The following is a 25814-nucleotide window of genomic DNA, read 5'->3' as shown; positions in this document are numbered from 1 at the left end:
AGAACACAACAATGATCCCGTTGACCGCCCTGGGAGGGCTTTAGTCATGAAGAAATCGCGTTCCGCCTCCAACCTGCCCGCACGCAGCCTGCTGTGCTGCGCGCTGGCCACCTGCCTGTTCGCCACGATGCCGGCGATGGCCCAGTCCAGCACCGCGACCCTGCGCGGCCAGGTCGCCGCCGCCCAGGCCGGCACCGAGGTCACCGTCACCAACATTGCCACCGGTTCGGTGCGCCGCGCGCCCATCGCCGCCAACGGCAACTACACCGTGGTCGGCCTGCCGCCGGGCACCTACAAGGTCGAGGCCAACGGCGTGACCAAGACGGTGACTCTGCAGGTCGCGTCCTCGTCCACCGTCGATCTCGACGCCGGTACCACCGCCGCTGGCGGCAACGCGACCACCCTGGACACCGTCACCGTCAGCGCGCCGCTGCTGAAGGACGTCAAGACCTCGGAAGTGGGCAACGTGGTGTCGCTGCACCAGATCCAGCAGCTGCCGCAGGCCACCCGCAACTTCCTGGAGTTCGCCGACACCGTGCCGGGCATGGTGTTCCAGATCGACGGCAACGGAAACACCAAGCTGCGCGGCGGTGCGTCCAATGCCAGCGCCGGCAACCTGTACATCGACGGCGTCGGCCAGAAGAGCTACGTCAAGGGCGGCGGCATCGCCGGCCAGAGCGACACCCAGGGCAACCCGTTCCCGCAGCTGGCGATCGGCGAGTACAAGGTCATCACCTCCAACTACAAGGCGGAGTACGGCCAGATCAGCGGCGCGGCGATCACCGCGGCCACCAAGTCCGGCACCAACGAGTTCCACGGCGAAGCCTTCTACCGTTACACCGACCAGGATCTGCGCGACAAGCGTCCCGACGAAGCGAACGGCAAGATCGATTCGCAGACCAAGGAATACGGCTTCGCCCTGGGCGGCCCGATCATCCAGGACCGCATGCACTTCTTCGTCGCCTACGAAGGCAAGGAGAACGTGGTGCCGAAGAGCGTGCAGGCGGACAACACGGCGCAGCCGTACGTGGGCCTGCTGCCGTCCAACCTGTCCAGCCAGTTCGGTGCGGCCAACATGCCGTTCACTGAGGACCTGTACTTCGGCAAGATCGATTTCGAACCGACCGATCGCGATCGCATCGAGCTGAGCGGCCAGTACCGCGACGAGACCCAGACCGGCAACGTCGGCGGCACCAGCACGCCGGAACACGGCACCAACAAGATCAACAAGGACAAGCGCGCCAACATCCGTTGGCAACACAGCGCCGACAACTGGTTCAACGAGCTGATCGTCGGTACCGAGGACTCGGAGAACAACCCGAATCCGAAGAGCATCGGCAACGGCATCGTCTACAAGTATCTGGCGCCCCGCGCCGGCTCCACCGATGTGGACGAATACACCTTCCTGGAAACCGGCTCCGCCGGCGGCCTGAACGTGCAGCGCAAGAGCCAGAAGGGCTGGTTCCTGCAGAACGACCTGACCTTCACCAGTTTCCAGTGGCATGGCGAGCACACCATCAAGATGGGCGTCAGCTACAAGGACATCAAGCTGACCTCGCAGGATGCCGCTGCGCTCAACCCGCAGTTCAGCTATGCGGTCAACAACAACGGCGTCGCCGCCACGCCGTATCGCGTGGACTACGTCGCGCCGTACAACACCCCCGGCCAGAAGGCCACGGTGGAGTCGCCGTCCAAGCAGTACGGCATCTACATCCAGGACGACTGGGCGGCGACCGACAAGCTGATGATCAACGTCGGCGTGCGTTGGGACTACGAGGACAGCCCGGCCTACACCGACTTCGTCACCTCGCAGGCCTTCGTCAACGCGCTGTACTCCAATGATCCGGCCAACCCGGGCCAGCCCTGGGCCAACCGCCTGCTGCCCAGCGGCATCAATGTCGCCGACTACATCAGCACCGGTCGCAACCGCAAGAACTTCAAGGATGGCTGGGCACCGCGCCTGGGCTTCTCCTACGACTTCTTCGGCGACGAGAGCTCGGTGCTGCACGGCGGTGCCGGCCGCTCCTACGATCGCAACCTGTTCGAACAGCTGGCGCTGGAAACCAGCAAGGCCGCGCTGTCGCCGGTCGCGGTGTACTTCCAGAACCCGGCTACCGGCCAGTGCTACCGTGGCGACCGCGTCTGCACCGCGTGGGATCCGCGCTACCTCAATGGCGTGGACCAGTTGAACACCATCCCCGGCGTCAGTGGCAGCGCCGAACTGTTCATGTTCAACAATCACCTGAAGACGCCGTACAGCGACCAGTACAGCATCGGCATCACCAACCAGGTCGGCGACTGGCAGACCGACGTGACCTTCCAGCGCGTGCTCAGCTACGACGGCTTCGCGATGTCGCTGATCAACCGCTACCCGGATGGTTCCTACTTCCAGAACGGCAGCGCCCCGTGGGGCCAGCCGGTGCCGGGCTACCAGAACACGATCCTGGGCATGAATGGCCTGGAGCAGCGCAGCAGCCAGGTGCTGCTGTCGGCCGACAAGCCGTACACCAAGGAATCGGGCTGGGGTCTGACCCTGTCGTACACCCACACCAGCGCGCGTCAGAACCGCAACATCGACGAGCCGTACGCGTTCGACAAGGCGACCATCCACGACTATCCGTTCGTGAAGTCCGATGCCGTGTCGGCGCACCGCTTCGTCGCCTCCGGCTCGATCGACGGCCCGTGGGGCCTGACCTTCGGTGCCAAGGTGGTGCTGGCGACGCCGGAGCCGATCAACACCATCGCCTGCTACGGCCACACCGATGCGGACGGCGCGACCTGCCAGCAGGTGGCGGCGGTGCCGCCGGGCAGCGGCAAGTTCCTGGTCGGCGGCAAGATCTGGGGCTACCGCACGGTCGATTTCCAGGCGACCAAGGACTTCACCGTGTACAACGACTTCAAGTTGACCGCGCGCGTGAACCTGCTCAACGCCTTCAACTTCAAGAACTACGCGTCGTACTCGTACAACGATTTCGGCTCCGATGGCCGTTTCGATCCGAACATCACCATCAACAAGACCGGCGACATCATGTACGTGCCGCGGACGGTGACCTTCGAGATCGGCGCCAAGTTCTGATCCACCGCATGGCCCACGCGCGTGCCCGACCGGCGCGCGTGGGGTTTCAACGGACGGGGCCGCGTGGCCCCGTCCGCGTTTGCGGTCGCCTCTTTCCTCGGTACAGGACCCTGCACGCATGATCGCCGCCCCTCTCCGCAACCTGGTCATCGTCGGCGGCGGCACTGCCGGCTGGATGGCCGCTGCCGCGCTGGCGCGTGTGCTGGGCCCCGACTACCGCATCACCTTGATCGAGTCCGAGCAGATCGGCATCGTCGGCGTCGGCGAGGCCACCGTGCCGCACATCAAGGCCTTCAACAACCTGCTCGGCATCAACGAGGCCGAGTTCGTGCGCCACACCCAGGGCAGCTTCAAGCTCGGCATCGAGTTCGCCGACTGGCAGCGCCCCGGCACGTCCTACGTGCACGGCTTCGGCACCGAGATCGGGCATCCGCTCGGGCTGCTGCCGTTCCAGCAGTACTGGTTCAAGCAGGCGCTGGCCGGCAAGGCCAGGCCGCTGGGCGCCTACACGCTCAACACCGTCGCCGCCAAGCGCGACCGGTTCATGACCTCGGCCACCGACGTGCCGCCGAACTCGCCGCTGGCCAACATCGCCTACGCCTACCATTTCGATGCGGCGTTGTACGCGGGCTTCCTGCGCCGCTACGCCGAACAGCGCGGGGTGAACCGGCGCGAGGGCATCGTCGAGGAGGTGCAGCTGCATCCGGAATCGGGCGACGTGCTTTCGGTGCGGCTTGCATCGGGCGAGGCGATCGCCGGCGACCTGTTCATCGATTGCTCCGGCTTCCGCGGCCTGCTGATCGAGCAGGCGCTGCACACCGGCTACCACGATTTCAGCCACTGGCTGCCGTGCGACCGTGCGCTGGCGGTGCCTTGCGCCAAGGTCGGCCCGCCCACGCCGTACACCCGCGCCACCGCGCGCGCGGCCGGCTGGCAGTGGCGTATCCCGCTGCAGCACCGCACCGGCAACGGCTACGTGTACTGCAGTGCGCACATCAGCGACGACGAGGCCGCGGCCACGCTGCTGGCCAACCTCGACGGCCCGGCCCTGGCCGACCCCCGCCCGCTGCGCTTCGTCACCGGCCGCCGCAAGCAGGTGTGGAACCGCAACGTGATCGCGCTGGGCCTGGCCAGCGGCTTCATGGAGCCGCTGGAATCGACCAGCATCCACCTGGTCCAGTCCGGCATCTCCAAGCTGCTGGAGTTGTTCCCGCGCGAGGGCATCAGCCCGGTGCTGGTGCGGCGCTACAACGAGCGCATCGCCTTCGAGTTCGACCGCATCCGCGACTTCCTGCTGTTGCACTACCACGCCACCGAGCGTGACGACAGCGCGTTCTGGCGGCACTGCCGCAGCATGCCGATCACCCCGGAACTGGAGGAGACGCTGGCGCTGTTCCGCGACAGCGGCCGCTTCTACCGCAACGGCGACGAGATGTTCGCCGAGATCAGCTGGGTGCAGGTGATGGTGGGGCAGGGCATCCTGCCGCGCGCCTACCACCCGCTGGTGGACCAGGTGCCGCAGGCCGACCTGGAGCGCTTCATGGCCAGCGTCGAGCAGACGATCGGCCATTGCGCCGACGCGATGCCGCCGCACCAGGCCTTCATCGACCGCTATTGCGCGGCCAGGCCTGTGTGAGCACGGCCGGCGCCGCGCGGGCACAAAAAAAGAGGCCACGCGCACCAGGCGCGGGCCTCTTCAAATCCGACCGAAGCCGGAGAACGGTATGGCACATCTCCGGCAGAGCCGGACGCTGGGCATGCTACCGGCACGCCGAAGCTAAAGCAATGCTTTAGAAGTTGCTTTCTAAGTCATTGATTTTAAATCAACTGACAGCGCCGCCGGCCAATGTCAGCGCAATCTCCCGCTGGATCGCCTCGGCGGCAGCGCGCGGATCGGCCGCCTGGCGGATCGGCCGGCCGACCACGATCGCATCGGCGCCGTCGGCGAAGGCCTGGGCCACGCCGACGGTGCGCTGCTGGTCGTCGCCGACCGGGCCGCCCGGGCGGATGCCGGGGCAGACGATGGAGAAGCCGGCGCCGGTGGCGCGGCGGATCGGTGCCGCTTCCTGGCCGGAGGCGATCACGCCGTCGATGCCGGCCGCCTGCGCGGCCAGTGCGCGCTCCACCACCACGTCTTCCGGCGCGCGGTCGATGCCCATCGATGCCAGGTCGGCGCGGCCCATCGAGGTCAGCACGGTCACCGCCAGCAGGCGCATGTCGCTGCCGTTGGCCTCGGCCGCGGCCTGCATCATCGGCGGGTGCCAGCCGTGGATGGTGCAGTAGTCCACCGGCCACTGCGACAGCCGCCGGATCACCCCGCCCACCGTGGCCGGGATGTCGAAGAACTTCAGGTCCACGAACACCCGCTTGCCGCGCCCGGCCAGCGTGTCCAGCACGTCGAAGTATTCGCCGGAGGCGAGCAGTTCCATGCCGATCTTGTAGAAGGCCACCGCATCGCCGAGCCGCTCGGTCCACTCCAGCGCCTCGCCGCGCCCGGGCACGTCGAGGGCGAAGATCAGGCGCTCGTGCGGCGCCAGCGCCAGCGGCGCGCGACTCACTGCGCCAGCTCCAGCGCCTGCACCTTGGCCTGGTGGCGGGCGGCACGCGACTGGGTGAAGTCGTTGTTGAACAGCGCCGGCTCCCAGGAGCCGTAGCTGGGGTTGGGCAGCATCCACCAGCGCTCGCCGAACCAGTCGTGGTACTGCTGCAGCAACTGCGCGCGGCCTTCCGGGGTGTTGGCCACCACCTGCGCGAAGTCGCCGAGCTGGTCGCCGAACTGCATCAGCACGCGGTACTGCTGGCCGACCAGCTTGCGCCGGCAGTTCTTCTCCGAGCCGTTCTGCTCGCAATCCTTGACCACCGTGCCCAGGCCCAGCAGCACGCTGTTGTCGGCCACCGGCAGGCCGGCGCTGCGCAGGTTGGCCAGGGTCGCGTCGGTCAGGTGCACGGCGCGGTTGGTCACGTACAGCACGGTGACGCCCTTGGCGGTGGCGGCCTTGGCGAAATCGACCACGCCGGGAATCGGCTTGGCCTTCTTCTCGGCGACCCACTGGTCCCAGGTGACCTCGTCGTATTCCTTGCCGTTGCGGATCAGCCGCGCCTGGTACGGCGAGTTGTCCAGTACGGTTTCATCCACGTCCATCACCACCGCCGGCTTCAATCCGGCGGCGGCGTTGCCGCGCTCCTCCGGGACCAGCGCGTCCCAGTTCGGCTCCTTCAGCGCCGCATCCAGGCGGTCGGCGGCGGCGCGATAGGTCTGCTCGGCCAGGGCCTGGTACTCGGCCGAGCGCTGCATCCACAGCACTGCGTTGAGGTTGTCGTCGGCGGCGCCCGGCGTGGCAGCTGCGGGCGTGGCGGCAGCGGCAGGGGCGGCCGGCTTGGCGGTGGGGTCGGCGACCTGCGCCTGCGGCTTGCAGGCGGACAGGGCGAGCACGGCGCAGGCCAGTGCGGTGCGGGCGATCGGCGTCATCGGGCGTGGGAACCTGGGCAAATGAACCGCGGATTTTAGCCGGTTGCGATGACAGGCGCGGCGCGCAGTGGCGCAGGCGGGCTGCCGCGCTCAGGGCGCGAACGTCAGTCCGTGCAGGTCCGGGGCGAGCACCGCCTCGACGGGGCCGGCATCGTCGTGGCCGGCATAGGCGCTGAAGCGGATGCGCAGGCGGCCATCGCGCACGGCGTAGGGCGTCAGGTCCTCGAGGTCGGGCGCGTCCAGGTCGATGTTGTCCAGGCAACTGGACACCGGTATCCGCGCCAGGATCGAAGGCGCCCCGTGCAGGTCGACCACGGTCAGCGCCATCTCCGCCCCGGCGCCGCAGTAGCCATGTCCGTCCCCGGGCGAGGACCGGCGCACCGACAGGTACAGCAGGTGGTCGCGCGCCAGATACGGCTGCAACCGGGTCGGCAGCAGGCGGATGGCGCGTTCGGCGCCGATCCGCTCCGGTGCGTAGGCGCGCGGAATGGTCTCCAGCACGGCGGGTGTGCGTCCGGGCAGCTGGAGCACCACACGGCCCGCGCGATAGGCCAGATGCAGCAGGCCGCGGCGTGGATCGCAGACGTCGGTATCGGACGGCACGGCCGATGCCGCGCGGCAGTCCGTCGGTGTCGGCGTCGCGGCGCTGGGGGCGGGCACGGCGCCGGGCGCAGCGGGCGAGGCCAGGGCCAGCAGGAGGAGGAGCGGCAGCATGCGAGCCCTTCGAGGTGTGAGCCAAGAGTGTGGCAGCCGCCGTGGATCGCGCGCCAGTTGTGACGTAAGTCCTTTGCGAGGGTGATGAAATTCTCGCAAGCGCCTGTTTTGCAGGGAATTTACCGACAGCGTGTCGGGAGCCTCCCGATGCCGCCGCACTGTGGTTTCCACCACACTTCCAAGTATGGAAAACCGTGCGACGCGGCGCCTGGTGCGCTGCGACGCGATCGCGCCTGCACCGCAGGCAAACGCGGGAAGCGTCACAGGGGACGTCGCAGTGGATCGCCGGAGAAAAGGAGCTTCTCGCATTGTGCTGGCTGCGTGCCTGCTTGCCAGCGTGCCCATGGCGCAGGCGCAGGACCCGCCGAGCACGCTCGATCGCCAGGAACAGTTGCGCCAGGCCGAGCAGGTCCAGCGCCAGCAGGAGCAGGACCGGCAGGCGCCGTTCGTGGGCCCGCGCGAGGCCGAAGCGCCGGCGGACATGCGCAGCACCGTCTTGCCGACCGAAGCGCTGTGCTTCCCGATCCAGCACGTCCGCCTCAGCGGCGGCGGTCCCGACGCAGCCCGCTTTTCCTGGCTGTGGCAGTCGCTGCGTCGCTACGAAGGTCGCTGCATCGGCACGGCCGGCATCGACCTGATCCGCCGCCGCGCGCTGGACCAACTGGTCGCGCGCGGCTTCGTCACCACCCGCCTCGGCGTGCCCGCGCAGGACCTGTCCCGCGGTGAGCTGCGCTTCGAACTGCTGCCCGGGCGCCTGCGCCAGGTGCGGGTGCAGTCGGCGGACGGCCGCGTGTTCTGGCGCGGCGCGCTGCCGCTGCGGCCGGGCGACGTGCTCGACCTGCGCGCGATCGAGCAGGGCGTGGAGCAGTTCAAGCGGGTGCCGTCGCAGGACGCCAAGATCGACATCGCCCCGGGCGAGCAGCCCGGCGAGTCGGACCTGCTGATCACCGTGCAGCGCAGTCGGCGCTGGCGCGCGGTGCTCAATGCCGACGATTCGGGCGTGCAGGCGACCGGGCGCTACCAGGGCGGCGTCGATTTCGCCCTGGATGCACCGCTGGGCATCAACGACCTGCTCTCGATCGGCTACAACCACGACCTGGTGGATGATGGCGCCGCGCGCGGCACCCGCGGCAACAGCCTGTCCTACAGCGTGCCCTGGGGCTGGTGGACCCTCTCGCTGTCGCTGTCGTCCTATCGCTACCACCAACAGGTGGAGGGTTTCCGCCAGAGCTTCCAGTCCAGCGGCAGCTCCGACAGCGCGCAACTGGATCTGCAGCGGGTGATCCACCGCACCGGCACCAGCAAGACCACGCTGGGCATGGTGGTGGCCAAGCGCGCGGCGCGCAGCTACCTGGACGGCGTGGAGATCGGCATCCAGCGCCGCCACACCACCAGTGCCGAGTTCTACCTCAGCCATCGCCATTACCTGGGCAAGCTGCAGCTGGACACGCGCGTTGGGCACCGCCGCGGCACCCCGTGGTTCGACGGGCAATGGACCGGCTACGACCCGGCGGTGGGCTTCCCCGGCTACCGCTACGGCGTCACCACCCTGGATGTCAGCGCCGGCCTGCCGTTCGCGCTGGGCCAGGTGGCGATGAGCTGGGACAGCAGCCTGCATGCGCAGACCTCCCCGCAACTGCTGCTGGGTTCGGAATTCATCACCCTGGGCGGGCGCTACAGCGTGCGCGGCTTCGACGGCGAACGCACCCTCGGCGCCGAGCGCGGCGCGTACTGGCGCAACACCCTCAACCTGCCGGTGCAGCGCCTGGGCATCACCCCGTACCTGGGCGTGGATGCCGGCCGCATCGCGGGGCCCAGCGCCGCCGGCCTGGCCGGGCGCAGCCTGGTCGGCGGCTTCGTCGGCGTGCGTGGCGCGCGCGGCGGACTCAGCTGGGATGGCTTCGCCGGCTGGGACCTGCACGCACCGCGCGACTTCCACAGCGCGCAGCCGGCCTACGGCGTGCGCCTGATCTACCAGTTCTGACACGTCCTGCCGCCGGCCGGCGGCAGGCAACGCGATGGGTTTTGCCGCGGTGTGCGGCACGAGAGAGACGACGATGCACATGGACCGTAACGACGACCGCCGCCACCGCCTGCTCGAGCCGCTCAAGCGCGGCCTCGCCGCGCTGTTGTGCTGCACCGTCACCTGGACCTCGCTGCCGCTGTACGCGCAGGTCGCACCGGTCGCCAATCCGGACGGGCGCCAGCCCGGCCAGCAGGCCGCCGCCAACGGCGTGCCGGTGGTCGACATCGTCGCCCCCAACGCGCGCGGCGTCTCGCACAACCGCTATTCGCGCTTCGACGTCGGCAGCAACGGCCTGATCCTCAACAACAGCGCGCAGATCTCCAAGACCGAACTGGGCGGCTACATCGCCGGCAACGACAACCTGAAGAACAGCGGCGCGGCCACGCTGATCCTCAACGAAGTCACCTCCACCACCAGCCGCCTGCAGGGCTATACCGAGATCGCCGGGGCCAAGGCGCAGCTGGTGATCGCCAATCCCAACGGCATCGTCTGCGACGGCTGCGGCTTCCTCAACACCTCGCGCGTCACCCTGGCCACCGGCACGCCGCTGCTCGGCGCCGATGGCGCCTTGAACGGTTTCTCCATCACCGGCGGCGCGCTGAGCGTCGGCAGCAACGGTCTGGACGCGTACAACGTGGACCGCCTGGATCTGCTGTCGCGGCAGTTGAGCGTGGGCGGTTCGGTGTGGGCCAAGGATCTGCTGGCCAGCGCCGGTGCGCAGCGTATCGGCTACGACGGCATGCTGCTGGAGGTGCTGCCGGGCAGCGACGGCGCACCGCCGGCGATCGGCATCGACGTGGCGTACCTGGGCGGCATGTACGCCGACCGCATCCGCCTGATCGCCACCGAAGCCGGTGTGGGCGTGGTCAGCCGAGGCACCCTGTCCGCGCAGAGCGGCAGCCTGCAGATCGACAGCGCCGGCCAGCTGAGCCTGGCCGGCACCGCGGTGGCCCGCGACGACGTCGACCTGCGCTCGGCCGGCGCGCTGAGCCAGCAAGGCGTGCTCGGCTCGCAGCAGGCCGGCGTGCGCCTGCGCGCCGCGCAACTGGCGCTGAGCGGCGACACCATCGCCCATGGCCTGCTCGATGCCGCGGCCAGCGGCACGCTGGCGCACAGCGGGCGCAGCAGCGCCGGCGCCATCACCCTGTTCGGCTCGGAGCTGGACGCCGGCGGCAGCCTCTACAGCGGCGGCGATCTGGCGCTGAGTGCCAGCGGCGAATTGCGCAGCAGCGGTAGCGCCTACGCCGGTGGCGCGGCGCAGCTGCAGGCCGGCGCGGCCTGGCTGCAGCGCGGCGGCACCGTGCAGAGCGCCGGCAGCCTCGCGGTGCAGGCGGCGCGGATCGATGCCGCCGGCGTGCTCGACGCCGGTGCGGGCCTGCGCCTGCGCAGCGACGCCGACATGCGCCTGTCCGGCCTTGCGCAGTCCTGGCAGGACGCCAGCGTGCAGGCCGGCGGCCGCCTGGACACGCTCGGCCAGCTCAGCGCCGGCGGGCGCCTGGACCTGGGCGCGGCAGCGATCGGCAATGCGGCCGGTGCGGTGGTCTCGGCCGGTGGCGACATCGCGCTGGCGACGCCGGGCGCGCTCGACAACGCCGGCACCCTGTATGCCGGACGCGACCTGCGCATCGACGCGGCCAGCGTCGGCAACTCCGGCGGCAGCTACGCCGGGCGCAACGCCACGCTCGCCAGCACTGCGGCGCTGAACAACAGCGGCAGCCTGGTGGCCGGCGCGGCGCTGCGCGTGGACGCCGCGCAACTGCGCAGCAGCGGCGAACTCGGCAGCCAGGGCGGCGACGTCGCCCTGCGCAGCCGCGGCGACCTGGCCCTGGCCGGGCAGGTGGCGGCAAAGGGCGCGCTGACCGCGCAGGCCGGCGGCGCCTTGCTGCAATCGGGCACCCTGGGCGCGGGCAGCGCGCAACTGCAGGCGGTGGGCGACGCCACGCTGGACGGTGTGGTCCGCACCGATGGCGATCTGCAGTTGAGCGCCGATGGCCAGTTGCGCAGCAGCGCCACCCTGGCGGCCGGCGGCAACGCCACGCTGCACGCGCAGGGCGCGTTGCTGCAAAGCGGGCAGGTGCAGAGCGGCGGCGCACTGGCGCTGGACGGCGCCAGCATCGCCCAGGCCGGCGTGCTGGATGCCGGCACGACCCTGGCGCTGCGCAGCGCCGGCGACCTGTCGCTGGCCGGCACCGTGCAGGCGCGTCGCGATCTCGCGCTGAGCAGCGCCGGGGCGCTGCAGAACCAGGCCCAGGTCGTGGCCGGCGGCGCGCTCAGCGCCAACGCCAGCAGCCTCAGCAACGCCGCTGGCGCCAGCCTGTCGGTGGCCGGCGATGTCAGCCTGAGCAGCGCCAGCGCGCTGTCCAACGACGGTCACGTGTATGCGGGCGGCGCGCTCAATTTGCGCGCGGGCAGCCTCGCGCAGACCGGCTCGGCCAATGCCGGCACGACGCTGACGTTGAGCGTCGATGGTGCCGTTGCCAACCAGGGCGACCTGGTCGGCGGCGGCGACGTGCAGCTCGATGCCGGCAGCCTGGCCAGCAGCGGCCAGCTCGGCAGCCAGCGCGGCCAGGTCGTGCTGAACAGCCGCGGCGACGTGCAGCTCGATGGCGTGGTCGTGGCCGCCGGCGCCTTGAACGCGCAGGCGCTCGGCGATCTGCAGCAGCGCGGCAGCCTGCGGGCGGCCGGCGTACAGCTCGCCGCTGCGGCCGACCTGGGCGTGGCCGGCGCCGTGCAGAGCACCGACACCCTGCAACTGCAGGCGCAACGTGCGCTGCGCGTGGACGGCCAGGCCAGCGCGAGCGGCGCGGTCGGCGTCAACGCCGCCAGCGTCGCGTTGGGGAACAGCGCCATCCTGCAGAGCGCCACCGCGCTGCAGGTGGACACCGCCGCGCTGGACAGCCAGGGCGCGTTGGACGCGGGCACCGATCTGCGCCTGCACAGCACGGGCGATATCCACCTGGCCGGCATCGCCCAGGCCGGGCGCGACGTCGCGGTGCTGGCCGGCGGCACCCTCGACAACCAGGCCAAGGTGTTCGCCGGGCGCGCGCTGCAGCTCACCGCCGCCAGCGCCCGCAACCAGGCGCAAGGCCAGTGGCTCGCGCAGGCGGCGCTCGATGCCAGCGTGCAGGGCAACTTCGACAACGCCGGCCTGGTGCAGGCCGGCCAGGCCGCGAAATTGACCGTCGGCAGCCTGCAACAGAGTGGACGCAGCTATGCCGGCGATACGTTGACCGTGCAGGCGGCCACCGCACTGACCAACAGCGGTGACCTGATCGGCAAGCACGACGTGGAGATCAGCGCCGGCAGCGTGACCAGCAGCGGCCAGCTCGGCAGCCAGGATGGACAGCTCGGCGTCGTCAGCGCCGGCGATCTGCAAGTGACCGGCACCCAGATCGCCGGTACAGCGCTGCGCCTGCAGGCGGCGGGCGATCTGCTGCACGCCGGCACCAGCAAGGCGCAGTCCTTGCAACTGGAAGCGGGGCGCGATCTGAGCATGGCCGGCACGGTGCAAAGTGCGTCGACCTTGCAGGCGCAGGCGCTGCGCGCGCTGCAGCTGGACGGGCAGGCGCTGGCCGGCGGCAGCGTGCAGCTGCGCGGCGCCAGCGTCGGCACCGGCAGCGCCGCGGTGCTGCAGAGCACCGCGGGTATCGCCGTGGAAGGTGGCAGCGTCGACAGCCAGGGCGCGCTCGACGCCGGCACCGACCTGACCCTGCACAGCCAGGACGCGTTGCGCCTGGCCGGCATCGCCCAGGGTGGCAACGACGTGCTGCTGACCGCCGCCGGTGCGTTCGACAACAGCGCCCGCGTGGTGGCCGGGCGCGATCTGCAGGTGCAGGCGGGCAGCGCGGTCAACCGCGCCGCCGGCACGCTGGCCGCTGGCCGCGGGCTGGATCTGCACGTCGATGGATTGCTCGACAACGCCGGCCTGCTGCGCGGCGAGCAGGCGCTGACGCTGCAGGTCGGCAGCCTGCAGCACAGCGGCACGCTCTCCACCGGCCAGGCGCTGACGCTGCGCAGCAGCGGCGCGCTGGACAACCGCGGCAACGTGATCGCCGGCGGCGACCTGCTGGTGGACGTGGGTAGCCTCAGCAACAGCGGCCAGCTCGGCAGCCAGAACGGTCAGGTCACGCTCACCAGCCAGGGCGACCTGCAGCTGGGCGGCAGCGTGATCGCCGCGCAGGCCTTGAACGCCACTGCGCTGGGCGACCTGCGCCTGGACGGCGTGGCCAAGGCGCGCGCGATCGCCCTGAGCGGACGCGATGTCGGCGTCGCCGGTGGGTTGCAGAGCGCCACCGGCGCCACGCTGCAGGCGCAACGCGCGCTGCGCATCGACGGCCAGGCCCTGACCACCGGCGATCTGCAACTGCAAGGCGCCAGCGTCGCCACCGGCAACGCGGCGGTGCTGCAGAGCACGGCCGGCGCCATCACCCTGCAAGGCGGCAGCCTCGACAGCCGCGGCATGCTCGACGCCGCCACCGATCTGGCCCTGCGCAGCGATGGCGCCCTGGCCGTGGCCGGCGTCGCCCAGGCCGGGCGCGACGTCGCGCTCACCGCTGGCACCCAGCTGACCAATGCCGCGCAGGTGCTGGCCGGCCGCGACCTCAGCGTCGCTGCCGCCGGCATCGCCAATGTCCAAGGGGGCAGCCTCGCCGCGAAGGGCACGCTGGCCCTGACCACCGCCGGCACCCTCGTCAACGCCGGCATCTTGCAGTCCGGCCAGGCCATGACCCTGCAGGTCGGTGATCTGCAGCACAGCGGCCAGGCCTACGCCGGCGCCACGCTGAGCCTGCGCGCCAGCGGCGCCATCGACAGCCAGGGCGAGCTGATCGCCAAGCGCGACCTGCAGCTCGACGCCGCGCGCATCGCCACTACCGGCCAGCTCGGCAGCCAGAGCGGCCAGGTGGCGCTGACCAGCCAGGGTGATCTGACATTGGGCGGCACTGTCGCCGCCGCCACCGCACTCAGCGCGCAGGCGCAGGGCGATCTGCTGCAGACCGGCACGCTCAGCGCACAGGCGCTGGACCTGCGCGCCGGGCGCGACATGGCGCTGGGCGGCCAGCTCGCCACCACGCAGGGGCTGCAGGCACAGGCGCAGCGCGACCTGCAGGTGAACGGCAGCGTCAGCGCCGGCCAGGGCGCCACCCTGCAGGCCGGCGGCACCCTGCGCAGCGGCAGCCAGAGCGTGCTGCACAGCGCCGGCGCGCTGCAGTTGAGCGGCGCGGCCATCGACAGCCAGGGTACGGTCGACGCCGGTACCACGCTGGCGATGACCAGCACCGGCGACCTCACCCTCGGTGGCCTGGTGCAGTCCGCTTCGACGCTCGACCTGCGCGCCACCGGCGCGCTTGACAACGCCGCCCAGGTCGTCGCCGGTAGCGACCTGACGCTCACCGCCGCCAGCGCCACCAATAGCAGCAGCGGCCTGCTCGCCGCCCTGGGCAACGCCACATTCACCGTGAGCGGCCTGCTCAGCAACGCCGGCGCGCTGCGTGCGCGCCAGCGCCTGCAGCTGGACGTCGGTTCGCTGCAGCAGACCGGGCGCAGCTACGGCGTGCAGCGCCTGGCGCTGACCGCCAACGGTGCGGTCGACAATCGCGGCGACCTGATCGCCGGCAGCGCCCTGCGCGTGCAGGCGGCCAGCGTCGCCAGCAGCGGCCAGCTCGGCAGCGAAACCGGCGACGTGGCCCTGGTCAGCCAGGGCGACCTGAACCTGGGCGGCACCCTGGCCTCGGCCGGCGGGTTCAGCGCGCAGGCCGGCGGCGCGCTGACCCAGAGCGGCGCCTTGAGCGCGGCGACCACGCTGCAACTGCAGGCGCATGGCGATCTGACCGTGGCCGGTACCCTCAACGCCAACCAGGTCGTGCTCGGCAGCGATGCCGCCGTACTCCAGCGCGGCGTCGTCAGCGGTGCGGACATCGCGCTGCAGGGCCAGCGCATCGACAACGCCGGGCAGACCCTGTCCAGCGGCAACCTGCGCCTGAGCGGCGCCGATGTCGCTATCGGCGGCGTTGCCGCGGCCGGTGTGCGCGCCGATGGCAGCCTCGGCAACAGTGGCGCGCTGACCCTGCATGCCGATGGCACGCTCAGCGCCAGCGGCCGCCTGATCGCCGCCGGCAACCTCGCCGCAGACGCCACGCAACTCGCGCTGGCCGGCAGCACCACCCGCGTCGGCGGCAACGCCACGCTGACCGCCAGCGGCGACGTCGACCATCGCGGCGCCGACCTGCTGGCCGGCGGCCTGCTCACCGTGCGCGCCGGTGGCGCGCTGGACAACAGCGCGCTCAACGGCGTCGGCGGCACGCTGCAGGCGGCGGGCCTGGACCTGGGCGCGGCGACGCTGCGCAACGGCAGCGGCAGCCTGGTGCAGAGCGGCAGCGGCACCACCCGCATCGCCGTCACCGGCGCGTTCGACAACGGCGGCGGCCGCCTGGTCAGCAACGGCAGCGACCTGCAACTGGGCGCGGCGTCGATCAACAACGCGCAAGGGCGCATCGAACACGCCGGCAGCGGCACGCTCACGGTCAGCAGCAGCGGCGCCCTCGGCAATGCCGGCGGTCGCATCCTCACCCAGGGCCAGCTGCAGCTCAGCACCGGTAACACGCTCGACAACCAGGGCGGCGTCATCGCCGCCGCCGGCGATGCCAGCGTCACCGCGGCCGGCCTGGGCAACATCGGCGGCAGCGTGTCCGCACGCGGCTTGAATGTGCAACTGGGCAGCGGTGCGCTCGACAATCGTCTTGGCGTGGTGCAAGCCGCCGGCGGCAGCCTGGTGCTGCGCGCCGACAGCCTCGAAAACCGCGGCGGCACCATGCAGGCGCTGAGCAGCGGCGGTGCGGGTGGCGACCTGCGCGTGGATCTGGCGCATACGTTGAACAACGACGCGGGCGTGATCGGCGCCAGTACCGATCTGACCGTGAACGCGGAGAATGCGAGCAACAGCGGCGGTACGTTGCAGGCCGGACGCGACCTGGCGCTGACCGCGCGCGGCCAGCTCGACAACCACCAGAGCGGCCGCATCGGTGCCGCCCGCGACCTCAGCGTCGCCGTCACCGGCGCGCTGCTCAACAGCGGCGGCCAGCTCGACAGCGGCAACGCCATGACCCTGTCCGGCGGCCGCATCGACAACAGCCAGGGCAGCGTCGTCAACAACGGCGGCGGCCTGACCCGGCTCACCACCGGCGGCGAGTTGCGCAACGTCGGCGGCAGCCTGGGCGGGCGCGGCAGCGTCGTGCTCGACGCCGCCAGCATCGCCAACGGCAGCGGGCAACTGGTGGCCGGCGGCGACCTGGTCGCCAACACCAACGCGCTCGACAACCAGGGCGGCAGCGTCTACGCCGGCGCCAGCATGCTGTTGCAGCGGAGCGGCGCCACGCTCGACAACCGCAACGGCAAGATCAAGGCCGAGCAGGCGGTGCGCCTGAATCTGCAGAGCCTGAGCAACAGCGGCGGGCAGATCGGCGCCGGCAGCAGCGCCGGCGGCGCGGGCGACGTGGTGATCGACACCGTCGGCTTCGACGGCGGCGGCAGCATCCTCGGCCAGAACCTGCTCGACCTGACCATCCGCAGCGATTACACCCATCGCGCCGGTGCCGACATCACCAGCAACGGCGACTTCCGCCTTGCGGTGGGCGGCAACTTCGTCAACGCCTCGGCGCTGCAGGCCGGGCGCAGCCTGGGCATCAATGCCAGCAGCATCAACAACGTGGCCGGCGCCAGCATGCGCTCGGGCAACGTGCAGTTGAACACCGGCGGCAGTGTCAGCAACGCCGGCGACCTCTCCGCCAGCGGCAACCTGCAGGTCACTGCCGGGTCGGTGTCCAACACCGGCAGCCTGGTCGGCGGCAACGTGCTGGTGGACACCGGCACCCTGGTCAACGGCGCCGACCTGGGCGGCGCCACCGACAACGCCGCCTATGGCAGCGCGCTGATCGGCGCCACCAGCGGCATGACCCTGCTGGTGCGCGACCAACTGGTCAACCGCGACGCGAAGATCTTCAGCCTCGGCAACATCGCCATCGGCGCCGCGCGCGACGGCAACGGTACCCTCACCGCGCGCACCGGCACGCTGGACAACGTCTCCGGCAGCATCGAGGCCGATGGCAGCATCCTGATCGCGGCCAATCAGATCAACAACCGGCGGCGCGCCATTACTACGGCAACCTCGGCCATGACGGCGGATGAGCGCGCCGCGGCGAACCAAGCGATGCCGGAGCAGGAGCTGCGCAACGACCCGGAACCTGCCGGCCATCGTGGCCACAATCTCGGGTTGTTCCGGACCTTCGACGCGCAGTCGCGCGAACGCGTGACTGCGGCCAGCGCCGAAGGCCGGATCGTGGCGGGGGGCAACATTGCGCTGTCCGGCAGCGTGACCAACACTGCCTCCGCGATCGCCGCGGGCGGCGGTCTGTGGGTCAATCAGCGCGGCGTGTCCGGTCTGTCCGACGGCATGATCGGCGGCAACGAAAACGTGCTCAACCAGGCGCTGGCGCTGAAGCAGACGGTGAACTACACGGACACCGAGTACACCGACAGCCCCCGTTCCGGCGGCTGCACGCCGCCGCCGGGCAAGATGTACTGCAGCATCGACGACTCCGAATCGCAGTCGGGAACCGGCAGCATTGGCGGCACGCGAGCGTCAGTCGTTGGAACCGGCACACTGCAGAACACGTACATCGCCCTCGCCGCCAACATGACCGGCGGCCAGGGCATCGCGATCAACGGCGCCACCATCAGCAACGGCGCGGTCGGCAGCGACGGCCGCAGCATCAGTGGCGCCGCCTTCAATGCTACCCAGGGTGGCGCGCTGAACCGTCGCGGCACGCAGAGCGCTGGCGGCGCCGGCGGCATCGCCGTGCAGGCGCAGACGGCTGCGACGCCCACCAAGGCCAACGTCGGCAACCATATCGCCACCGCCAGCCTCGGTGCCATCCGCATCGACGACGGCCAGGCCACCCTGGTCGGTGGCAGCAGCGCCACTGCGTCCCAGGTCCAGGCCAGCGGCGTGCAGGCCCAGCTCGGCGGCGCCGGCAGCGGCGGCCGCAGCCAGGTCCAGGCCGGCACGGCGCAGGCGGTGCTGACCGCCGGCAGCGTGCCCGGCCAGTACCAGCAGATCGATCCTGGCACCGGCCAGGTGCCGCAGGTGGTCGGCGGCGTCGGCGCGCCGCTGGGCAACATCGTGCTGCCGATGGGCGGGCTGTACCGCCTGGTCGGCAGCAGCGGCGCCAGCGTCAACACGCTGGGTCGCGCCGCCAACGGCCTGGGCGGGGTGAAGGCCAACACCAGCGCCCCCGGCCGCCGCTACCTGATCGAGACCGATCCGCGCTTCGTCGACTACAACAACTTCATCAGCAGCGATTACCTGCTCGACAAGCTCGGCGTGGATCCGCAGTGGACCCAGACCCGCCTGGGCGATGGTTTCTACGAACAGCGGCTGGTGCTGGACCAGATCACCCAGCTCACCGGCCGCCGCTACCTGGGCAACTACGCCGACGGCGTGGCCCAGTACCGCGCATTGCTCGACGGCGGCGTCGCCGAGGCCGGCACGCTGCACCTGAGCGTGGGCGTGGCGCTGACCGCTGACCAGGTCGCCGCGCTGACCCACGACATCGTGTGGATGGTGGAACAGGAGTACCAGGGCCAGAAGGTGCTGGTGCCGGTGGTATACCTGTCGTCGAAGACCGCGCTGACCCTGCGCAGCGACGGCGTACTGCTGGCCGGCGGCGCAGGCGACGCCGTGCTCAACGCTACGGCCAACCTGAGTAACAGCGGCACCATCAGTGGCGCCAACGTCAGCGCCACCGCCGGTAACCTGCTCAACCAGGGCCGTATCGTGTCCGGCGGTACCGTGGCGTTGCAGGCCAAGCAGGACCTGCTCAACCTCGGCGGCCAGATCGCTGGCCGCGACGTGTGGCTCAGCGCTGGCCGTGACCTGACCAGCAGTACCAGCGGCGATGCCATGAACGGGCGCTCCAGCATCGTGGCGCAGGGCAACCTGCTGCTGCAGGCGGGGCGCGACATCAGCCTCACCGGAACCACACTCCAGACAGGCAACAGCGCCGCGCTGCAGGCCGGGCGTGACCTGATTCTGCAACCCACCGCAAGCACAAGCGAGAGGGGGGAGCTGCACGACGGCGCCGGCACCAGCCTGATGGTCGGCAACAACCTGTCCCTGCAGGCCGGCAACGACCTGCAACTGCACGGCGTGGCGATCGCCGCCGGTGGCGACGCCGCCCTGCAGGCTGGGCACGACCTGTCGCTGACCCCGGTCGCCGATGCCAACGGCAAGGCCACGGTGCGCACCAGCATCGCTACCGGCGGCAGCCTGCAACTGTCCGCCGGCAACGACCTCACCATCCGCCAGGCCCAAGTGAAGGCCGATGGCAACCTGATCGCCGCGGCCGGGCACGATCTCAACGTGACCTCGGTGCTGGGCGACAGCCGCACCGTCACCGACCAGAGCCGCCAGGGCAAGACCAGGGTCGTCACCACCACGACCACCCAGGACCTCGACCAGCAGGCACTCACCGCCGGTGGCAACCTGGTGCTCAGCGCCGGCCACGACGTCAACCTGACCGCCGCCAAGCTCGACGCCGGCAACGGCCTGGCCGTGGTCGCCGGCAACGACCTCAACAGCACCACGCTGACCACGGTCGACAGCAGCACCACCCTGGAGACGCGCAAGCGCTTCAAGCAGACCACCAGCACCCGCGACGAGACCGTCCACGGCAGCGAGTTCACCGCCGGCGGCGACATCGCCCTGCAGTCCGGCCACGACGTGAACCTGACTGCGGCCAACCTGTTCACCGACAAGGGCGCGCTGGCGGTGTCCGCCGGCAACGACGTCAACCTGCTCACCGCACAGGAGCAGCACGACGCCGTGCAGGACATGCAGAAGAAGAAAAAGGGCTTCCTGTCCAGCAAGACCACGACGACACATGACGAGTGGCACGACAGCCTGGCCGTCGGCACCTCGCTGGACGCTGGCAGCGTGCAGATCAAGGCAGGCAACGACATCGCCGTGGTCGGCTCGACCGTGCTGGCCCAGCAGGACGCGCGCCTGGTGGCCGGCAACGATGTGGCCATCGTCTCGGCGCAGGACCAGAGCAGCGAGGCGCACAGCAGCGCCCAGAAGAAGTCTGGCTTCAGCGCCAGCTTCTCCGGCGGCGTGGCCAGCCTCGGCTACGGCAAGTCGCGCAGCAGCAGCGACAGCAGCACCGAGAGCACCACCCAGGTGGCCTCGGCGGTCGGTGCCAAGAACGGCAATCTGCTGATCAGTGCCGGCGATCAACTGACCATCGGCGCCTCCGACGTGGCCGCGGGCAAGGACCTGACCCTGGCGGCCAAGGACATCGCGCTGCTCGCGGCACAGGACACGGTGGACAACCAGTCCAACCAGTCGAGCAAGTCCAGCGGCTTCTCCATCGGGGTGACCTACGACCCGGCCGCGGCGTATCGCAGCGCACGAGATTCGGCGACCAGCAACATGCCCGACAGCGGCTCGACCATGGGCAAGCTCAGCCGGCGCGCCGAGGGCGATACGGCCGGCACCGCGGCCGCGCTGACGCCGGTGGTGATCCAGGCCGGTTCGCACCGCTCCAACGCCAACCAGAACGACAGCACCAGCACCGCGCGGGTGAGCCAGGTCAGCGCCGGCGGCAACCTGACCCTGCTCGCCAGCGACGGCTCGATCACCAGCCAGGGCACGCAACTGTCGGCCGAGGGCAACGCGCTGTTGCTGGCGAGCCAGAACATCGACCTGGGCGTGGCGCATACCACCGAGTCCAGCGGCAACGACAGCCGCGGCAAGGGCTGGAGCTTCAACAATGCGGCGGGCCTGCCGTTCGGCAACTACAACCAGAAAGGCAACGGCAACGGCCAGACCGACACCATCACCGGCACGCAACTGTCGGTGGGCGGCAACGCCAGCCTGAGCACGACCAAGGGCGACATCACCCTGACCGCGAGCAACATCGCGGCAAAGGGCGATGTGACCATGCACGCCGCTGGCGACCTGACCATCCAGAGCGGGCAGGACACCGCCGGCAACGCCAACGTCTCGGACAACAAGGCGATCGGCACGGTAGTCATCTCCGACACCGAGCGCTTCTCCGGCTATCACACCGAGAAGCACCGCGACGACAACGCCACGGTGACGCAGGTGGCCAGCAGCGTCGGCAGCCTGGGCGGCAACGTCAACCTGAGCGCGGGCGGCACCTATACGCAGAGCGCCAGCAACGTGGTCGCGGCCAAGGACGTGGACGTGACTGCCGCGTCGATCCAGTTGCTCACCGCCAACGACAGCCACGCCGCGTCCTCGCAGGACGACACGCTCAAGATCGGTGCGTTCGCGCGGGTGAAATCGCCACTGATCGACCTGATCAACAACGTCGATGCGGCGCGCAACTCCGACGGCAGGCTGTCGGCGATGCAGGGCATGGCGGCGCTGGCCAATGGCTACCAGACGGCCAGTGCGATCAGCGGCGTCGCGCAGAAGGGGGGCAGCGGCGTGCTGGTCCAAGCCGAAGCCGGCGTGGGCTACGCCACCAGCACCGAGGCGTACAAGGCCGGCAGCCAGACCGCGCAAGGGTCGACCATCAGCGGCGGCGGCAACGTCAGCCTGACCAGCACCAAGGGCGACCTGCATGTGGTGCAGGGCAACCTGAAGGCGGGCGACACCCTGCGCCTGGATGCGGCACGCGACCTGGTGCTGGAAGCGGGCAACTCCACGGCCACCGAGCAGAGCAAGGGCAGCAACGCCGGCGTGGAAGTGGGTGTGGGTGTGTCGGTGGGTGCGAAGACAGGCTACTACGCCTACCTGCAAGCCAATTTCGGCAGCCATTCCTCCAACGTCGATGGTGCGACGTGGAAGAATACGGAACTGGCGGCGCAGAACATCGCGTTCACCTCCAAGGGCGATACGACGCTGCGCGGCGCCGTGGCCAAGGCCGACCGCATCGATGTGCAGACCGGCGGCGACCTGACCATCGAGTCGTTGCAGGACACGGCCAACGTCCAGTCCAAGGAAAGTGGCTACGGCGGCCGCATCCAGGTGGCCATCGGCAGCGCCTGGGATCTAAGCGGCTACGCCAGCACGGCCAAGGCCAATGGCAACTCCACCGGCGTGACCGAGCAATCGGGCCTGTTCGCCGGCAAGGGCGGCTACCACGTCGACGCGGGCAACGTGAACCTAGTCGGCGGCGCGATCGCCAGCACCAATGCGGGCAACAGTGAACTGACCGCCACCTCGCTGACCTTCAGCGACCTGCAGAACCGGATGGGCTACTCGGCCAGCTCGGGCAGTGTGAGCGGTGGGTTCGGTAGCAGTGGCGATGGAGGCAAGGATGCCAACGGCAACCCGACGTCCACGCCGAGTGCGGGCGATCAGCTCAAGGACATCAAGAACACCGTTGCCACGGGCAACTACGGATCAGTCAACAATGGCGGGTTGGGTGGCGGCTTGCCGATGTCCGAAAGCGGCAAGGACAGCACGACCACGCGCGCCACGCTGACCGAAGGCAAGCTCGTCATCGGCGGCAAGACCACCACTGCGGCGCAGACCGGCATCAACACCGATGCCAGCAAGGCGAACGAGGCGCTGGCGACGCTGCCGGACGTGCGCAAGGTGCTGGCCGAGCAGCAGGCCATGGGCGCGGCCGCCGGGACGGTGCTGGAGACCAGTCGGCAGGTGGCTGGCGACATCGCGGCCAGTGCAGCGAAGAAGACCGCCGAGGCGCGCGATGCCTACCTGAAAGGCCTCAATAGCGATGAGCAAGAGGCATTCGCAAAGCTGGACCCGACGGCGCAGCAGAACGTGCTGCTTAGTCAGAGCACGGCTTACAGCGACGCTTACGCCAAAGAAAAGCAATGGGGCACGGGTGGCGAATATAACCGTGCCTTGCAAGCAGTGACGACCGCACTGGTTGGTGGCGTGTCAGGCCAGGGCGGCACGCAAGTGGCGAGCAATGCGCTGGCGCCGTACGCGGCGCAACTGATCGGGCAGACCTTCGACACCAACCATGGCAGCGATCCGAACAAGTCGCTGCAGTTGCTGTCGCACGCGCTGCTGGGTGCGGTGTTGGCCGAGGCAAATGGAAGTTCCGCCGTAGGCGGTGCACTTACTGGAGCGGGTGGCGAAGCTGCAGCGCAATACCTGACCAAGACGCTCTATGGCGCCGACACCAAGCCGAGCGATCTATCCGAGCAGGACAAGCAGACGATCCTGGCGTTGTCGCAGGCGGTCGGTGCGTTGGTCGGCGGAATGACCGGGGGAAGCTTGAATGACGTAGCGGTCGGCAGCGCGATCGCGCGCAATTCTGTGGAGAACAACTGGCTAAAGGTAGACGAAAATAAGCTTAAAAAAGAAGTTCAGGCCGAATGTGGTCCGCAGAATCCACTTGCGTGCCAACTGCTTGAAGAAATTGTCAAGTTGGATAAGACCCGAGACGAAGGTTATGCCGCTCAGGTCGCGCTGGTGAACGCCCAGATGGACGCGGAAGGAGGTCAGCACTCGCAGGAGCGATTCGACCAACTAATGGCGAGCTACTGGGCTGCCAACGGCGTGGGCGGTCCAGAGGACGCCATCCCTGATAGCACGGTGTCCCGCACATTCCCGACTAATGGGCAGAAACTCTATAGCGCGCTGGACAATATGCCAGGTGGCATGTATGCCCTTGTCCCTGGGGCAGCGCTCTTGCCGGGTGTCCTAAAAGGGGCCGGTGATACTGTCGCCGGATGGCAGGACGTCTTTAATAGCGGACTCGCCACCAACTATTTCACTGGCGAGTCAGTGTCGGGCACGGCTGCCTTCGATGCACGTTTCATGTCAGTAGTCACTCTTACGGAAATGGCCTTGACATGGGGTGGGAGCACCGCGGCAAGAACGGGACTTAGAGAGGTTGCCGAGGCGGCTGGTAACGCGGGGGAAAGATCTTCTGGCGATAGCCTAGGAACAGCATTAACTCCAATTTTTAGGGATTCGGAAAATGGACTTAATGCGATCAATCCCGTCCAATCAATAAATCGTGGCCGTATTCTAGAGCTTGCCAGAGATCCAGATAAGGCGAAATTGGCATTGCACGAGGGAGAGGCTGCAGTTCAACTTGAGAATACATTTGGCGGCACATTAACCCGAGTAGAGCCAACTCTCGGGGAAAAAAATCCTGACTTTGTTTTTACAAGCGGGCCTTATAGCGGCAAGACGGTTGATTTTATGTGGACGGATTCCAGTAGGTCCGGGAAAATCAATCAATTTTTTGAAAAAAACTATAAGGCAAATTATGAGCAGCTCGTAGACCACTTAGAAAAAGCGGACATCGTGCCTCTTGACTATAGGAATTTAACCCCAAAAAATCAGGAAATAGTCAATGCATGGATAGAAAAATTTAGCCAAAGCCAGAAAGATAGAATTCTTATAATAAGGTAAAGGTGAGAATATGGGAATGTATATATCGATTAACCAAGGCAATGGCTGGGGAACTAGTGGTGGTGTTTTTGACTGTATAGTTGAGTCGACCAGGGAAATGTTCCCAGCCAGTCAATTAGACTGTATGAAAGAAATTTATAATTCCCTTGATGAAGAGGGGCAGAGTTTTATTGTTCTCGGAGACGTTGGGGCAAGTTGCTTTAATGTTTTTTATGCACATTGCAAAAAAGCCATGGAACAATTTCCCGAATCCGAGCGTGGAAGAAGTGTGCCTTTTAGCCATATTCCAGGGATACTCTGGAATTGGTCGGAAGTTCTAAGACTTATGCGTGAAGATCCACGTTATTCGGAAAAATCTTTAGGGAATATTTGAGAAGCCACTGCATCGAAATTTAGAGCCAATGGAAACAGGCGCTTATTAGTAGTTCCAAAATCTCGGATTGTTTAGGCTTCCCTACACAATCCGTGTATTCTTTGTTGTTGAAAAATTTACTTTAATAAATGTTTTAAATTAACTTTATTGATGCACCTTAAATTCAGCAGATCTACCCAGGTGCCGGCCAGGTGCCGCAGGTAGTATCGTTGATATAAGAGTTCCCGCTGGACGTGGGGTTAGAATTGATAGTAATGGAAAACTTATTGGACTGCTGGAGCCTAATGAATGACTATTAGTGTAGAGATCGCTAGTGTTCTGGATCGTGAGAATTTGATCGTAGAACTATGGCGTGACAACTATTTATTGGCAGAAGTTTCCATGTGTTCAATTCGAAAAGAATGTGTGGTGGAAATTTATTCTTCAAAAGAGGATGGGAGGATAACTGTAGATCTTGATATTTTTATTTCAGCGTTAAACAAAGCAAAAATAATTTTAACTGATATTAATGATGGTTCTATCAGATAGAATTTTTTTCCGTGGTTTTATGTGCCTGCCAACCCAACTATGCAGCGGGTGTTCATGGCGCACTCATTGGTGCGCGGTCTTCGTCGAATATCAGTTGTAAGTTTTGTCGAGCTGTTCCGAGTGATGGATCGGTGTTCAGTTCTTCCGCGCTCACACCACCACGCTAGCGCTGACATCACCAGCAACTGCGACTTCCGCCGAGTGTTG

At 67.9% G+C, this 25814-nt stretch carries 9 protein-coding genes; 6 read left to right on the top strand and 3 right to left on the bottom strand.

The features are described 5' to 3' along the window. The first annotated feature begins 46 nt into the window (after positions 1–46). Positions 47–3076, top strand: coding sequence for a TonB-dependent receptor domain-containing protein (locus tag RAB70_RS02890; protein WP_148828878.1), 3030 nt, complete (start codon positions 47–49; stop codon positions 3074–3076). 118 nt (positions 3077–3194) lie between these two features. Further along, complete coding sequence (locus RAB70_RS02885) at positions 3195–4712, top strand: tryptophan halogenase family protein (protein ID WP_148828877.1); 1518 nt, start codon at positions 3195–3197, stop codon at positions 4710–4712. 187 nt (positions 4713–4899) lie between these two features. Here RAB70_RS02885 and pyrF read toward each other — a convergent pair whose 3' ends face one another. From pyrF to RAB70_RS02870, 3 genes are all read right to left on the bottom strand, one after another. After that, positions 4900–5634, bottom strand: coding sequence for an orotidine-5'-phosphate decarboxylase (gene pyrF, locus RAB70_RS02880; RefSeq protein ID WP_148828876.1), 735 nt, complete (start codon positions 5632–5634; stop codon positions 4900–4902). After that, positions 5631–6545, bottom strand: coding sequence for a 5'-nucleotidase, lipoprotein e(P4) family (locus RAB70_RS02875; protein WP_148828875.1), 915 nt, complete (start codon positions 6543–6545; stop codon positions 5631–5633). The genes pyrF and RAB70_RS02875 overlap by 4 nt, the downstream gene beginning before the upstream one ends. A gap of 90 nt (positions 6546–6635) precedes the next feature. Next, positions 6636–7259, bottom strand: a complete 624-nt coding sequence (locus RAB70_RS02870; RefSeq protein ID WP_148828874.1) for a hypothetical protein — start codon at positions 7257–7259, stop codon at positions 6636–6638. 343 nt (positions 7260–7602) lie between these two features. Here RAB70_RS02870 and RAB70_RS02865 point away from each other — a divergent pair, with 343 nt between their 5' ends. The 4 genes from RAB70_RS02865 to RAB70_RS02850 all read left to right on the top strand — a co-directional run bounded on the left by RAB70_RS02865 (position 7603) and on the right by RAB70_RS02850 (position 25607). Further along, positions 7603–9243, top strand: a complete 1641-nt coding sequence (locus tag RAB70_RS02865; RefSeq protein ID WP_192578938.1) for a ShlB/FhaC/HecB family hemolysin secretion/activation protein — start codon at positions 7603–7605, stop codon at positions 9241–9243. Positions 9244–9322: 79 nt separating this feature from the next. Beyond that, positions 9323–24706: a hemagglutinin repeat-containing protein gene (locus RAB70_RS02860; protein WP_148828872.1), complete on the top strand. Its 15384-nt coding sequence runs from the start codon at positions 9323–9325 to the stop codon at positions 24704–24706. Between the two features lie 16 nt (positions 24707–24722). Next, positions 24723–25079 (top strand): hypothetical protein, encoded by a 357-nt coding sequence (locus RAB70_RS02855; protein ID WP_148828871.1) that lies wholly within the window; start codon positions 24723–24725, stop codon positions 25077–25079. 288 nt (positions 25080–25367) lie between these two features. After that, on the top strand, positions 25368–25607 hold the full coding sequence (locus tag RAB70_RS02850; protein ID WP_148828870.1) for a hypothetical protein: 240 nt from the start codon (positions 25368–25370) through the stop codon (positions 25605–25607). The last annotated feature ends 207 nt before the right edge of the window (positions 25608–25814 follow it).

Origin of the sequence: Xanthomonas sontii, assembly GCF_040529055.1 — a bacterium.
GTDB lineage: Bacteria > Pseudomonadota > Gammaproteobacteria > Xanthomonadales > Xanthomonadaceae > Xanthomonas_A > Xanthomonas_A sontii.
Note: the sequence above shows the minus strand (reverse complement) of the source record. Positions and strands in the feature narration are given on the sequence as shown.